The organism is Aeromonas salmonicida subsp. salmonicida, from assembly GCF_001643305.1.
Lineage (GTDB): Bacteria > Pseudomonadota > Gammaproteobacteria > Enterobacterales > Aeromonadaceae > Aeromonas > Aeromonas salmonicida.
In genome coordinates this window covers 1-14932 of record NZ_LSGW01000043.1, presented here as the reverse complement: position 1 = coordinate 14932, position 14932 = coordinate 1, and the positions used below count along the sequence as shown (strand labels likewise).

Here is a 14932-nt window from a genome sequence, read left to right as displayed (position 1 = left end):
CTTCGCCGGAATACGCAACAGTTTCACCGCGCTCCGAAGTGCGCTTGCATATTCTTAGCCATCAGACTCAGGCATGTCAATTACTAATCTGTGACAAAGATCGCCTTTCATCGTTTTCCTGAACTGAGCGCACAAAAAACGACCGCCGATCGACGATTTTTGTGTCAAGTCACAGCACTGATGACCGAAGATGGTCATCGATCTAGTCCTGCGTCAGATTGAGAACGTTTGGGCATCGGATCCCAGCCACTCAAGGTACGGAATTGATCAGTATAAAATTCGGCCTCTTCTTTTGAAGTGATCACATAGGGGGTGATTAACAGTACCAACTCCGTTTTTTCGATTTTTTTTGTCTGATATTTAAACAAATTACCCAAAAGTGGAATATCTCCCAAAAGGGGTACTTTTTCTTCATTGTTGGTGTTGCTTTGGCTTAGTAAGCCCCCCAAATAGACTGTTTTACCTGAATCGGCCAGAAGTTTACTCTGTACAGCCCTACGATTGATCGGCGGGGTATCACCTCCACCAGCAGAAACAGAGCTGATCTCTTGTGAAATCACCATCTCAATGAGCCCATCGTCGTTGATTGACGGCGTGATCTCTAGGGAAAGTCCAGTATCTATGTATTTATAGCTCGTCGTCACCTGTGGGTCATTTCCTGAGCTTCCATTACTGATCTCACCAGTTTTAACTACAATTTGATCACCGATCTTGATACTTGCGGTTTCTTGATCTAATACTACCAGCCGAGGGCTTGAAAGTACCTTGGCATTACCTTCACTTAATGCTGCTGCAAATTTGGCCGTCACGTCACCAAAAACACCCGCTAGATTCAAGTTACCGGTCTGTTGAATCAATCCCGACGTACCGCCGGTTATATCCCCTTTGTTCACATTCCACTCAAAGCCCAAGCTACTATCATTGGTCAACTTGACCTCTGCGATCACTGCTTGCAATAAAACTTGACGAGGTCGCTGATCGACAAATTGCAATAACTCAATCAAGCGTTGATAATCACCGTAGCGACCGCTAAAAATAATTGCATTGCGCTTTGCATCAACAACCACTCGATACTGATCTGTCATAACGCTCATTGTTTGAACGTTATTACTCTTGGGAATAGCCCGACCGCTATTACCTGGTTCACTGCTCAGCTCACGGTCTGAAGCTCGCGCGGTACCAGTACTATTCTGTGCTTCACGTGCTTTTTCTGCCTCGGCTAGTAAATCAACTCCCGGCTCTTTTTGTTGGGTATTTGTTTCACCATTTCCGAAAATAGATGACACCACTGGCCAAGTATCAGCTACTTTAGTGTTTTTCAAGAAATAAGCATAAACGCCATCGCTTCCTCCTGTCGGCCTTGGCTTATCAAGACGTTTCGCCCAATCTCTTGTGTAGTCTAGCCAGGCGCGTGTACTAGCAGTCACTAATAGTGTGTTATTAGACATAGGAACTAATACAACACCATTCATACCTTTACCCATCGTAACGGGTACCCCAGCAGCATCAAGAGCCTTAACCAAGTCAGTCGTTAATTCTTCAAGGGATAAGTAAGAGGGTTGCAATACTGTCAGATGAGACGCCACCCGGTTAGGCACATCAACTTCTGCAAGCAATTGATGGATACGATCAATCTCTTCTTTTTTAGCAACTACCATAATTGCATTAAGATTATTTTGCATCAGTACTGTACCATCACTATCACGCACCATGCGTTCGGCAATAGTGATAGCCTGACCAAGTGGTAGGTAATATACTGGAATAATTTCAACAACCTTACCATAGCGCAAGGCTGGTTGTATGGCTCCGGACATTAGCATGGGCACGGTATTACGGGTTTTTTCTGCAGGGATAACTTTGATAACTCCATCTTCGAGAGCCAATGCGACCCCATTGACCTGCAGTACTTCTTCGATCAAACCCAGTAGACGACGAGCAGATACAGGTTTACTGACACGAAGTGTCACAGGATCAGTTTTAGCTTGCAAGGCTTGGTCCACTATGTAATTGAGATCCAGGACTTCGCCCAACGCCAAATTGATGAAATTATTCAAAGGCATTTGATCCGTGCTCAAGCTTAGAGGCTCTATGGGGAGCGTTAGCTTAGCTGCACTTTCAGAATCTCTATCCTGTGCTCTAAGTAATGGTGCAGAACGTACTGTTTCAGTTATCCCACGTGGCTTTAGTTGTGGTGCTATGGCTCCCGGCTTCTCTGTCCAGATGGTCGTTACGCTATCTTTGCCATGAGGGCTGGGAACTACAGGCTTAAGCTCAGCTGCAGGAGGAGCTACACATCCTGCCAAAACAGCACTACACACAAGTGTCAGGGAAAAATGACGAGCAATATAGCTCATTATCAACAACCTCTTTTATATGTAATCAAGACAAAACACGTTAACGATGTTCAGGAATAGGAAATATTTCAAACGTATGAATGGAACCATTTTGTTGTACTTCAACATGCCGTTGCAAGATGCGGATAACTTTACCCAAGTCAGGTACATTGTCTCCCTCTTTAACAGCTATACGTTCATCATTGTAGAATACCGCCTCTCGCTGTATTCCTCTTTGAACAATGGCTAATAAACGAACTGGGGCCTTTGAAACAATATTGGTGGTAGCGGAATCCTTTGTCTTTCCATCCAAACGAATACGAGCTGGAGTAAATAAATTTCCTGAAGATTTCCCCGGTAGTGAATTTAATGCTGTAGCAGCAAAGGATATCTTATCAAGAGGAGTCGTTGACAGGTCAGGTGTTAAGATAATCCAGTTATATCCAACATTAATCGAGAGCAACCCACTAAATATTAATAGGTACTTAGCTCTATACCAAGTCATTCTTGCTCACCTCCACTGCGACTCTTAAAGCGTAGTTCATTTATTGGTATTTTTCGATAAGATACCAGTGTGGCCGATATTTCTGCATGCTGGTCACTCTTTAAAGTAATTGATAATTTTTCTGGCACTATGATTTTATTTGTCACTGCAAGAGCATAGATAAAATCCATTACATCTTGTGAGTTGCCATTGAATCCCCACTGGCTAACAACTGCTTCTCCTAACCAAGGGGAAAATTGCGGTTCCAGAAAGCGACGACTATTAAAAGAGATGTTTTTCGCTCTAAATATTTGTTCGATTATTCCAACTTGTTCAGCGACACCTCGATTATAATTTTTACTATCTAGCAAGCCTGAATTTAATCGAAGATACTTCTCATTTATTAACTTTACATTACTTTCTAAAACTGCTCTATTATCTTTTAGTTTTTGTAATCGCTCAATCTTTGAAATAGTAGTAAGCATCATATCTCTATAGTCTTGACGGTAGGTAAGATACGGCTCATAAATTAAGAAAAACAACACTGTGATAACAATGACAAGCGATGCCCATTGGATCAATGGGCTGCGAAACTCTTCACGTAACTTCTCCTTATCATAACTTTGTAGGTCAAATTCAAATGCCATGTTATTTCACCAGTAAAATTTCAGCTTTAAATAATTGAGAACCATCATCTCTAGGCGTCACATCCCCTAGCAACCTAACCCTTTCAACTTCTTTTTGTGCCCCCAGAGTGTCCATCAGTTTGACACTGTCACGCACAACCCCCTGAATAATGGCACGACGTTCTTCATAGGAAAATTCAGTTAGTATCACATCTTCAGGAAGTTGCTTGATTAATAGTTCTAATAGATCAACAACTGTACGCTGCTCTTTCGTGATAACTAGCATTTTCTCAAGAATTTTGCTTCTCTCTGCCATGCTAGTACGTAGATTCACCAGATCTGCGGTGTTAGCTACTAACTCTGAATACTGGCCATCCAATCTACTGGATTTAATCTGTAGCAATGCGAAGTCGGCCCCTATAAATATCAAGCCAGCCAAAAATATACAGAGTATTTCTCTATGGAAATCCCAAGGAGATGATAAATCAAAAAAACTCGACACTTTACCAGCTTGAAAAATATTCTGGGGAGGAGCGTTTTTATTAATTTCATTCAATAGTTGTCCATCATAATGAACATCATTATTATTAGTCAATAAAGGGTAGCCTTTTGAAACAAGGTCTTCAAACCAGCGCTGATAAAGGGGGGTGTCTAATGGATAGAACTCATGAATTTCACCTCTCTTAGCTATATGACAGCCATACAAACGCCCGTCCTCTTCATAACAAAGTAGCGCTGGCGAGGTTGTTAAAGCACTACCATAATAAGCTATTGCTGGAATTTTGTGAGTAACATCAACATGAAAGTTAATGTCTTCTCTATTCCAAAACCACACTGCCACTCGCCACTTATCATTTCCTTTAGATACTAGATAATAATGCTCTGTACTAAGCCAGCTAGATAAGGATGACAACTCATTTTTTACGCACTCATCGATATGAGACCTAGAAACAAGCCCTATTTCATATTCAAGTAATTTAAATAAGCACATTTCTTGTGGGACTAAGCCTACAATACGCTCAAAACGCCTAGTACGCGTTAACTTATCAACTTTTTCATGAGATAATTTTTTGTCAGTAGGCCATACTAGGCGAATAGAAAGTAATTCTTTAGCAATTTTATTAAACTTATTAATCATGAGCTACCCACAACCTTTCATAGTCAGGAAAATACCAGAGGCTACGTCTGGGAGGAAATCGGCTAGATGTTCGTATCTGATATTCCCCTCTACCACGGAATCCATTATATTCGTAATAAATATAGTATCTTGAGCTTTGTGTCAGTTCAAGACCTTCATTTCCAAGACTATTTTCTCTCAAAATAGCTGACAAACTTGCCCACTTTCTATCACGTTTTAATTTCTTTATTTTATCTAAGTCACCAGATGTGAAGTCATATATTCCGCGTGACAATAGTGAGTCTGGAATAGCTGCATAATTAGTCCATGATGATCCTAACAGGGTAATATAATCTCTTAATCCATCTCCATACTTATTATTAAATACAGCATGAGATATCCCAGAAATCATCATTACTTCATCCAATGTTCGAAATGGAGCACCTCTACCATACTTGTATTTATTGAACTTATCCTGCCAATTAAATATCTCATCTGCAATATGCTTTGCATCTTGTATCTTATAACTACTTAGCACTCTTGACATTTTATCATGATCATAGTATCGCAAGCTCAATAGTCCAGCTTGGTCTTGTATGCGAACTGTAACATCATTCTTTAATTTTAATGGATGCCCGTCGACTGGGATATAAGTATCACCTAACGAAAAACCTCCTGGCTCTTGCTCACCAACCAACATTGAAAGAAATAATCGATGCTCTGCATCATTAATTCTCAAACGTGCATCCCACTTGTTTCTCTCATATACTTGTTCGCTTACCATACCTTCTGTACGCACAATCATCATCATGGTGATACTAATAAGTATTGTCATGATCATAAGGGTCATGGGTAATATCATGCCCGAGTTATGCCTCACTTTTTATATACCTCATCATCTATATGACTACTAGTACTATAAGCAGTTACTGGAAAGTACCAGTCAATATTACTTTTATTTAAAAATGACATTTTTATATTGACTAACATTGGCATCGAAGTTTCTTTTTTGCTATAAAAAAAATCCAACCATGTAGGGTTGTAGCGAAAGAATATCTTATCCTCTATAGGTATATTGGTACCATCAACTGGCATATGTATTGGTGCAAGATATCTTATCTCATAGGTATTAATTAATTTAATTAACTCTAATTTTCTAAAATCTTTATCAACTTCATCACTATTATAATATGGATCTGAATTGCTTTTTTCTGCATAAAAAAGACTATAACCATAGTCACTTTTTTCAAACCAGATAACTATAGATGAGTAGTTGCCAGGGCCATTTAATATAGGTGAATTTGACAATAACTTTACACTGTCTTTATCACCATAAAAAAAGGGCACAGCCTCGCCATACTCATTACTAAATTGAGTAGCGGTAGCATCAGAAAAAAGCATTGAAAGCCAACTATACCTATCCTGAAGATTTGAAACAGACTCTACTTTTTTATTTAACGTTGACCATGCTAACCGTCCCTGATCTAGTCCTGCCAACATAATCGATATTGAGAATGAGAATATCAATATAGTCACTAGTAATTCTACTAGTGTAAAACCTGATTCAATACTTTTACTTTTCATTCCAGCCAATCAGTTCAAATGAGAAAGAATAAGTCGCATTAGATAACACTTTGTATGTTACCGTGATTTTGAACATTTGAAGATCATATCCAGCCTGCGTCATAACATCTGCACGGATAGGAAATAAAGCACTTACTGGCTCTGCAATCCACTCATATGATACTCCTCCTACCTCACCAATGCCAGACTGAAGCTTTAATGGATTAATATCTACTAATGAGTTATAGATGTTTTCTTCAAAATATACTCGCTCTTGAATTCGCTCAACTCGTGATACTCTAAATATACTTTCATTGACAACTCTAAACATAATTGTAATCACTGATATCAATATTGTTAGAGCTACCAAAACTTCAATAAGCGTGAAACCTTTATTTTTGGGGTACATAAATCAGGTCGAGTTTACAATCCAGGGGAGAAAAAGATAGTCGCCAGTAGCGCTCATTGGGCGTTTTAATAAGGGTGTCTCCACCTGAACATACTTTATCAGCCCGAAATGTGACACTCTGATCATTAACTATCTCAATATTATGTTTTTTTGCTAAGGCAATAGTAGTGTCTGAATGGCGTGAAAGAACAAAGCCTCCACCATGTTTTCTATTCTCCAGCATAGCATTTTTTACATCTGACAAGAAAGATTCGATATTAGTTTTCTCTCTGTAGGATATAAGTTGGCCCCATAAATTTGGGGCCACTATAGCTGTTAACAATACAGATAAGGTAATGACTATCAATAGTTCAATCATAGTAAAGCCACAATTTTTCATTAAAATCTACCAATATCCTGATCTTCTCCTTCCCCACCTTTACGATTATCTTTTCCTAAACTGTAAATTGCGAAATCACCGTCAGATTTCAATTCATAATGATATGGGCGCCCCCAGGGATCATTTGGTAAGTCTTTTGAAAGGTATGGGCCATCCCAGTTCAAAACGCCGTCGGGTGATCGACTTAAAGCTGAAAGTCCCTCTTCTGTTGATGGATAATCACCTATATCTAATCGATATGTATTTAACGCTGAAACAAGGAGCTCAATCTGAGCTTCTGCTACTTTTGTTTTTGATGATCCGACCTTTTGAAATAATCTTGGCCCAACCAAACCAGCAAGCAATGATATTAGCACCAGCACAACTAAAAGTTCAATTAACGTGAACCCTTTATTTTTTGATTTTACAAACATATCACCATCCAATATCATTTACAGAAATTATACCAGAGATTAAAACGATCATAATTGAGCCTACAATAGCCCCCATTATAACAATAACAAGTGGCTCCAATATAGCAAGTATTTGCTTTATCCCTTTAGAAAGCCGACGCTCATAGAGAGCATTAATTTCTTTAAAGCAAATTGGTAATGAGGAACCTTTTTCACCAGTTTTAATAAGTCGTATAACTACTAGTGGGAAAACATGGTACATTGCTAACGCATCAGCTAATCTCTCACCTTCTTTCACTCTCTCAATAACTCGCTGGATGTCTCTACGTCCTTTATCCCCAGACATGGCATTGGATGATAGCTCCACTGCATCAACTAACTCGACGCCGGACTCCAGTAGTTTTTGCATACTGCCGCTAAATTGGACGATAGTCCATGCGTTGAAGAGCATAGCCAGAAACGGGATTTTTAGAACAAACTCAAGTAATAGAGATGCCAGTTTTCCATATTTAAAACTATAGAAAAAATAACTAAATAGTATTGTTATACTACCAATAATCAATAATAAGTAATTATTTATAAAGTCTGACAATGCAATTAGAGTGACCAAACTCCCACCAGCAGCAGCAGCTTCATCCGTAATCATTGATTTGAAGTTAGGGATAACATAGATAAATAAGAAAAATATTACCGAAACACAAACAATTAACAAAAAACATGGATATGTAAGCGCAGTTTTAACTTCAGAGAGAATTTTTTCTTCCCTCTCGATGCGCTCTGCAATATTTATTAAAGCATCATATATATTACCATTTTCTTCACCAAGCCTTAGCATTGGTGAAACATAATAAGGAAATATATCAGGTAATGATGCAACCGTATCAGACAGTGAAGCCCCCGAAGATATGTCCATTTTCATTCTAGATAGTGCTGGATTCAGGTATTTATCTGATGTTGTATCGACAAGAGAATCAATACATTCATCCAATTGCATACCACTTTTTCGCAACGTAGCTAGTTCTCGTAGGGTTGTCATTAGTGCCTCTCTTGACACAATGACCTTCATAATACCGGTGTGTTTCTCGAGTAGAACCACACTATGGCCTTTCATATCCAGTATCTTGTGTGCATTCTCTCTCGATGAAGCCCTAAGCCATCCGTTAAGTAACTGGCCGCTGTCAGTTCTGACAATATATTTGAAATATATCATCCAATAACCCTCAGTACTTCCTCTATTGTCGTTTCACCATGAGCAGCTCGAAGAATAGCATCTTCTTTAAGTGTTCTCATGCCCTGCTCATTGGCAATTGCATTGAGAGCAGTGATAGAGATTTCAGCATCAGTTTGGCTAGACCATTGCATCAATTCAAATACGGCAAGTCGACCACTGTAACCGGTAAAGTTGCATTTTTCACAACCACAAGCAGATTTAAAACTAACTATTTTTGGAAGCAAATGCCCCCATTTTTTCTTAAAGTCTTCCCAATTAACGCCCAATTTAGTGTGAGCTAATGGCTCAATCACAGCGCACTCTGAGCAGAGTCTTCTAACCAGACGCTGTCCCATTACCCCTACAATTGTTGACTTTATCAAATAATCAGGGATACCAATATCTTTCAAACGAATGAAGCTACTGGGTGCATCATTAGTGTGTAACGTGGAAAAAACAAAGTGACCTGTTAGCGCTGATTGAATCGCAATCTGCGCTGTTTCTTTATCACGCATTTCACCAATTAGCATAATATCTGGATCTTGACGAAGAGCAGACCTAAGAATCGTAGCAAAATCTAAACCTATATCACTATTTACCTGAATTTGAGTTAACCCTTGCATCTGATATTCAACAGGGTCCTCAACGGTGATTATTTTTTTTTCTTCATCATTAACTTGGCTGAGTAATGTATATAGTGAGGTTGTTTTACCACTACCCGTAGGACCAGTGATTAAGAAAATCCCATTTCGCTGGCTTATTATAGTACTAATTATATCGAGCTGATCGCTGAACATATTTAATCGACGCTCAGATGACTTATCAACATTACCACTTAGAAGTCGTAATACTGCATTCTCACCATGTACAGTTGGTGTCGTTGCTACACGAATATCAACATAAGCACCGGACAGCCGAACACGCATGCGTCCATCCTGAGGTAATCGCCGTTCAGATATATCAAGACTAGACATTAACTTTATTCTTGATATCACAGCTGCATGTTGTGATATCCCAGGCTTATCAACTATAGTTAAAACACCATCAATCCTAAAGCGAACTAGAAAACTATCTTTATTTATTTCAAAATGGATATCTGACGCTTTTTTTCTTATTGCATTCTGAATACATTCGTTAACAAACCTGACAACAGGAGCAGAAGATGTATCATGCATCCCATGATCACTGGCTTTGAAATTAGTTGTGGTCTCTTGGACTCCCGAAAATAGCGTCCTAAGCTCATAATTAGAGATAAGAACAGGGATTGTTTTTATATCGTACAGTTGTCTTATTGAGTCTGAAATAAATGAATCCCATATATCAAGTTGTGCAATATATATGGAACCATTTTCAACAAGTAGTGGATATGCCTGTCTTTGTCTCCACCACTCGCTATTAAAAAAATCATCGATAAGTTCGGTTTGAAGATTATCTAGCTGTCCAATTTTTTTCTCGACAAAGCTATCTAGCTGATAAAGACCAAGCTGTTCTGAAAGTGCAGAGATGACTTCAGCTTCAGAGCAGTAACCGTGCGCTACACAGACTTCGCCAAACTTATGCTTTGACGATTCATTACTGATCTGTAAGGCAACAATCTCCTCTATATCATTGTGTTTGATACACCCGCGACTAACGAGGATCTCACCAATTCTCATCTAACTCTCCAAATTACAAAACATCTGTGAAACCAAGCTTGAGCTTGTTGTAAATCTTGTAGAAAAAAACTAGCATTACCGATGATATAAAAAAAAGAGATAATAAACGATGCCACGATACCGACTCAGTATATATGGATTCTCTTAACGCATCTGCAATTATACTTATTGGATTAATGTATAATATAGCTCTTAATGAATCAGGAGCTGTTCTAATAGAAAAGAAAACAGTACTAGTAAATAACAACACAAGACTAATGACAGGAATAACTTGTTGAACATCTCTCACATAAACAGATATTGATGAAAAAAAGTACGATAATGCTAAGAGCGTTGTCACATAAACACTAATTATTATAGGAATATATAACAGATTCAATGGTGTATTTATATACCCCATCGATATTGAGTATATGAGCGTTAATACTATACCTATCATAAAATTTAATGCAGCTATCAAAACTACCGTGATAGGCAGTATTTCCAATGGAAAAACAATTTTCTTTACAATGTGACTATTGTTCCTGATTACAGCTGTAGCACCAGTCAATACCTCAGACATGAAGATGTGTGTAATAATCCCTATAAAAAGCATCAACGCATAATCAGCATACTCATTATTACCAATTTCCCATCTAGCTTTAAATACATGCAGAAAAACTGTCGAGTATATAAGTAACATAAACAATGGATTAATTACATTCCATACTGCACCAAAAATAGTACCTTTGTATTTAGCACTGATTTCTCTCGATACAACTGACTTTAATATATTAATATATTTTCTTTCAAGTAACATCACTCCCCCTTTTTTAAAAAATCAATAAAATGGGGTGCCAGACTATCTTTTTTAGATAGTATAATATTTTTGTCAAAGGGCCATTTAATGGCTAAAACATTATCGTTCCATATTATGGATCGCTCATGGCTTGGCTGATAATAGTTAGTAGTTTTATATAAAATTTCAGCAGCAGTGCTTAGTGTCAAAAAGCCATGTGCAAATCCTTCAGGGATCCATAGCTGACGTTTATTTTCTGCTGATAGATTAACGCCAACCCACTGACCAAAATTAGGTGATGTTTCACGAATATCGACGGCCACATCAAAAACCTCACCAACGATACAGCGGACTAATTTACCTTGAGCATGTGGAGGTAGCTGGTAATGAAGACCACGAAGTACCCCTTGGCTAGATCTAGAATGATTATCTTGTATAAATTTTACTTGATGACCAACAGCTTCTTCAAATTGCTGATAGTTAAAACTTTCAAAGAAAAAACCACGTTCGTCACCAAACACTTGGGGCTCAAAAATAAGAACTTCAGGTATCGAAGTATTGATCACATTCATATCTATATCCTAAATCCGATGACACATATATTTGAGGGCATGTTTCATTCCCTCTAAAAAAGCTAGACTTTAGCGACCATTTTAAGCAGATACTGGCCATATGCATTCTTCGCTAACGGTGTAGCAAGAACTCGAACCTGATCAGCGTTAATAAATTTTTTGCGATATGCGATCTCTTCGGGGCAAGCAACCTTCAATCCCTGACGCGTCTCGATGGTCTGAATAAAGTTACTCGCTTCAATCAGACTTTCATGGGTACCGGTATCAAGCCAGGCATACCCACGGCCCATCATGGCTACCGACAGATTGCCTTGTTCAAGATAGATACGGTTAACGTCTGTGATTTCCAGTTCACCACGTGGAGATGGTTTCAGACTCTTAGCTATCTTCACCACGTTATTGTCGTAGAAATAGAGGCCCGTCACTGCATAATTGCTCTTGGGCTCCAACGGCTTCTCTTCCAGTGAAATAGCGGTGCCCTGCTTATCAAATTCCACCACCCCATAACGCTCAGGGTCATGCACGTGATAGGCAAATACGGTGGCGCCGCTCTCTTTGGCCGCAGCCGCCTCCAGCTGTTTCTGCAGGTCATGACCATAGAAGATGTTGTCCCCCAGCACCAGCGCACAAGGGTTTGAACCGATGAACTCTTCACCCAGAATAAAGGCTTGTGCCAAACCATCCGGGCTTGGCTGTACCTTATATTGCAGGTTCAAGCCCCATTGGCTGCCATCACCCAACAATTGTTCAAAACGGGGGGTATCTTGCGGTGTACTGATGATCAAAATGTCGCGAATGCCTGCCAGCATCAATGTGCTCAGCGGATAGTAGATCATCGGCTTGTCATAGATGGGCAGCAGTTGCTTGCTCACTGCCATAGTGACAGGGTAGAGACGGGTGCCAGAGCCACCGGCCAGAATAATACCTTTACGTTTAGTCATGATGCTTGTTTCTTATTTTTAAATTGCAAAAGAAAAGGATAGCTTGAGGCCACACCTTTCTGTTTTATCCCCGCCAGCCAGGGATGCATCCAATACATTCCTGGCCAGTGATTTACTTGCCCAATATCTCGGTCAACATCCGCTCCACACCGACCGTCCAGTCCGGCAGCACCAGATTGAAGGTGCGTTGGAATTTGCTGGTATCAAGGCGGGAGTTATGCGGGCGTTTGGCCGGCGTAGGGAAGGCGCTGGTCGGCACCGCATTGAGTTGCGTAACCGCCAGTTCAACTCCGGCCTCTCTGGCTTTGGCAAACACCAGCCGGGCGTAGTCAAACCAGGTTGTGGTACCGGAGGCTATCAGATGGTACAGCCCGGCAACATCGGGTTTGCTCTGCGCCACGCGGATCGCATGGGCAGTGCAATCGGCCAGCAACTCGGCACCGGTAGGGGCGCCGAACTGGTCATTGATGATTGACATCTCGCTACGCTCTTTGCCAAAACGCAGCATGGTCTTGGCAAAGTTGGCCCCCCGGGCGGCGTAGACCCAGCTGGTACGGAAGATCAGGTGACGAGCGCAGAGAACCGCGCCTTGTTCCCCTGCCAGCTTGGTTTCGCCGTAGACATTGAGCGGGGCGGTCGCATCGGTTTCCACCCAGGGGCGCTCACCGCGGCCATCGAACACATAGTCGGTGGAGTAATGCACCAACCAGGCACCCAATGCTTCCGCTTCTTTGGCAATCGCCGCCACACTGGTCGCGTTAAGCAGCTCGGCAAACTCCCGCTCGCTCTCCGCCTTGTCGACTGCGGTATGGGCTGCAGCGTTGACAATCACGTCCGGCTTGACCAGACGTACCGTTTCGGCCACCCCAGCCGGGTTGCTGAAATCGCCGCAATAGTCGCTGGAGTCAAAATCAACGGCAGTAATGCTGCCCAGCGGCGCCAGTGCACGCTGCAGCTCCCAGCCTACCTGGCCGTTTTTGCCAAACAGCAGGATATGCATCAGGCACGCTCCCCATAGTTCTGTTTAATCCAGGATTGGTAGGCACCACTCTTGACGTTGTTGACCCACTGCTGATTATCCAGATACCACTGTACAGTTTTACGAATGCCAGACTCGAAAGTCTCCTCTGGCTGCCAATCCAGTTCTGCGCTCATCTTGCTGGCATCGATGGCATAGCGGCGATCGTGACCGGGGCGATCCGCCACATAGGTGATTTGATCGCGGTATGAACCTGTTTTCGGTACCATCTCGTCAAGCAGATCACACACGGTATGCACCACGTCCAGATTCTGCTTCTCGTTATGACCGCCGATGTTGTAGGTCTCCCCTACCAAGCCTGTAGTCACCACCTTGTAAAGTGCGCGCGCGTGATCCTCCACGTAGAGCCAATCGCGGATTTGATCGCCCTTGCCATAAACCGGTAGCGGCTTACCATCCAGAGCGTTGAGGATCACCAGCGGGATCAGCTTCTCGGGGAAGTGATAAGGGCCGTAGTTGTTGGAGCAGTTGGTGACCAGGGTTGGCAGACCGTAAGTACGGCGCCAGGCGCGCACCAGGTGGTCGCTGGATGCCTTGGAGGCAGAATAGGGGCTGCTGGGGGCGTAAGGAGTGGTTTCGGTAAAGAGCGGCAGTGGCTTATTCCACAAGGGATGACCGGCACTCACCTCATCCGGGTGGGGCTGATCGCCATACACCTCATCGGTGGAGATATGGTGGAAACGGAAAGTCGCTTTGCGTGTATCGTTCAATTCGTTCCAGTAAGCGCGCGCCGCTTCCAACAACGTATAGGTGCCAACAATATTGGTTTCGATGAAATCAGCAGGCCCGGTGATGGAGCGATCAACGTGGCTTTCGGCCGCCAAGTGCATCACGGCGTCCGGTTGGTGCAGTGCGAACACCCTGTCTAATTCACTGCGATTGCAGATATCCACCTGCTCGAAAGCATAACGCTCACTGGCAGCCACTTCGGCAAGGGACTCCCGATTGCCCGCATAGGTGAGTTTGTCAAGATTGACCACTGCATCCTTTGTGTTTCGAATAATATGACGAACAACGGCCGACCCGATAAAGCCTGCACCACCAGTGACAAGGATTTTCATAGCTATACTCTTGAAAAATAATAAAAAATATATTCAATGTTCTCGAATAGCAAAATTAGAACTAATGTCAAGCATGCCTTACTGGCAGAGATCTCACACTAATCCAGAAAACGCATTGGCTACCGCCCCTGAGTTACAGCCCCCAGTTCGCTGCTTTTAACCGGATTGTGTGTGCTGTTGGCCATCATGTCCTCCAGCTTGTGAGGTAGCGGCTGCTATACATGCCAACTACTTGCTTATGACAATTCAATGAAGGGCTGACTCTCGAACTTATTTATCGAGCCAAACCGCTTAGATAACAGCTCGGGATTCTAACGTCTTTCGCAGCCTGTTGCACCGTCAGATCGTGACCAAACCTAAATAACTGATCCTA

16 protein-coding genes are annotated in these 14932 nt (G+C 41.6%); all 16 read right to left on the bottom strand.

Annotation, left to right across the window (positions count from 1 at the left end):
- Nucleotides 1-194: 194 nt before the first annotated feature.
- Complete coding sequence (locus AXW79_RS03555; RefSeq protein WP_011898532.1) at nucleotides 195-2354, bottom strand: type II secretion system protein D; 2160 nt, start codon at nucleotides 2352-2354, stop codon at nucleotides 195-197.
- Between the two features lie 40 nt (nucleotides 2355-2394).
- The gene (locus AXW79_RS23170; RefSeq protein ID WP_011898531.1) at nucleotides 2395-2838 is read right to left on the bottom strand and encodes a hypothetical protein; all 444 of its coding nucleotides are present in this window, start codon (nucleotides 2836-2838) and stop codon (nucleotides 2395-2397) included.
- Nucleotides 2835-3464 carry a hypothetical protein gene (locus AXW79_RS03550; RefSeq protein ID WP_005319069.1) on the bottom strand — a complete coding sequence of 210 codons (630 nt, stop codon included), beginning with the start codon at nucleotides 3462-3464 and terminating at the stop codon, nucleotides 2835-2837. Before AXW79_RS03550 ends, AXW79_RS23170 begins: the two co-directional genes overlap by 4 nt.
- Nucleotide 3465: 1 nt before the next feature.
- Nucleotides 3466-4581, bottom strand: coding sequence for a PilN domain-containing protein (locus AXW79_RS23555; RefSeq protein WP_011898530.1), 1116 nt, complete (start codon nucleotides 4579-4581; stop codon nucleotides 3466-3468).
- A complete protein-coding gene (locus AXW79_RS22715; protein ID WP_129712397.1) occupies nucleotides 4574-5410 on the bottom strand; it encodes a hypothetical protein in 837 nt (278 codons plus the stop codon). Before AXW79_RS22715 ends, AXW79_RS23555 begins: the two co-directional genes overlap by 8 nt.
- Nucleotides 5411-5436: 26 nt before the next feature.
- Entirely contained in the window at nucleotides 5437-6144 is a 708-nt protein-coding gene (locus AXW79_RS22065; RefSeq protein WP_011898528.1) for a PulJ/GspJ family protein, read from the bottom strand.
- Nucleotides 6134-6532 carry a PulJ/GspJ family protein gene (locus AXW79_RS22060; RefSeq protein ID WP_005319074.1) on the bottom strand — a complete coding sequence of 133 codons (399 nt, stop codon included), beginning with the start codon at nucleotides 6530-6532 and terminating at the stop codon, nucleotides 6134-6136. Before AXW79_RS22060 ends, AXW79_RS22065 begins: the two co-directional genes overlap by 11 nt.
- Entirely contained in the window at nucleotides 6516-6911 is a 396-nt protein-coding gene (locus AXW79_RS22055) for a type II secretion system protein (RefSeq protein WP_011898527.1), read from the bottom strand. The genes AXW79_RS22060 and AXW79_RS22055 overlap by 17 nt, the downstream gene beginning before the upstream one ends.
- On the bottom strand, nucleotides 6911-7342 hold the full coding sequence (gene gspG, locus AXW79_RS22050; protein ID WP_005319076.1) for a type II secretion system major pseudopilin GspG: 432 nt from the start codon (nucleotides 7340-7342) through the stop codon (nucleotides 6911-6913). Before gspG ends, AXW79_RS22055 begins: the two co-directional genes overlap by 1 nt.
- Nucleotides 7326-8414, bottom strand: a complete 1089-nt coding sequence (locus AXW79_RS03535; RefSeq protein ID WP_231109909.1) for a type II secretion system F family protein — start codon at nucleotides 8412-8414, stop codon at nucleotides 7326-7328. The genes gspG and AXW79_RS03535 overlap by 17 nt, the downstream gene beginning before the upstream one ends.
- Before the next feature lie 95 nt (nucleotides 8415-8509).
- On the bottom strand, nucleotides 8510-10168 hold the full coding sequence (locus AXW79_RS22045; protein WP_011898526.1) for a GspE/PulE family protein: 1659 nt from the start codon (nucleotides 10166-10168) through the stop codon (nucleotides 8510-8512).
- Between the two features lie 13 nt (nucleotides 10169-10181).
- Nucleotides 10182-10967, bottom strand: a complete 786-nt coding sequence (locus tag AXW79_RS22040) for an ABC transporter permease (RefSeq protein ID WP_011898525.1) — start codon at nucleotides 10965-10967, stop codon at nucleotides 10182-10184.
- Complete coding sequence (rfbC, locus tag AXW79_RS22035) at nucleotides 10967-11518, bottom strand: dTDP-4-dehydrorhamnose 3,5-epimerase (RefSeq protein ID WP_005319084.1); 552 nt, start codon at nucleotides 11516-11518, stop codon at nucleotides 10967-10969. The genes AXW79_RS22040 and rfbC overlap by 1 nt, the downstream gene beginning before the upstream one ends.
- A 62-nt stretch (nucleotides 11519-11580) precedes the next feature.
- A complete protein-coding gene (rfbA, locus tag AXW79_RS03520) occupies nucleotides 11581-12459 on the bottom strand; it encodes a glucose-1-phosphate thymidylyltransferase RfbA (protein WP_005319086.1) in 879 nt (292 codons plus the stop codon).
- Nucleotides 12460-12571: 112 nt separating this feature from the next.
- Complete coding sequence (gene rfbD, locus AXW79_RS03515; protein WP_005319088.1) at nucleotides 12572-13459, bottom strand: dTDP-4-dehydrorhamnose reductase; 888 nt, start codon at nucleotides 13457-13459, stop codon at nucleotides 12572-12574.
- Nucleotides 13459-14559 carry a dTDP-glucose 4,6-dehydratase gene (gene rfbB / locus AXW79_RS03510; protein ID WP_005319091.1) on the bottom strand — a complete coding sequence of 367 codons (1101 nt, stop codon included), beginning with the start codon at nucleotides 14557-14559 and terminating at the stop codon, nucleotides 13459-13461. Before rfbB ends, rfbD begins: the two co-directional genes overlap by 1 nt.
- Nucleotides 14560-14932 lie beyond the last annotated feature (373 nt).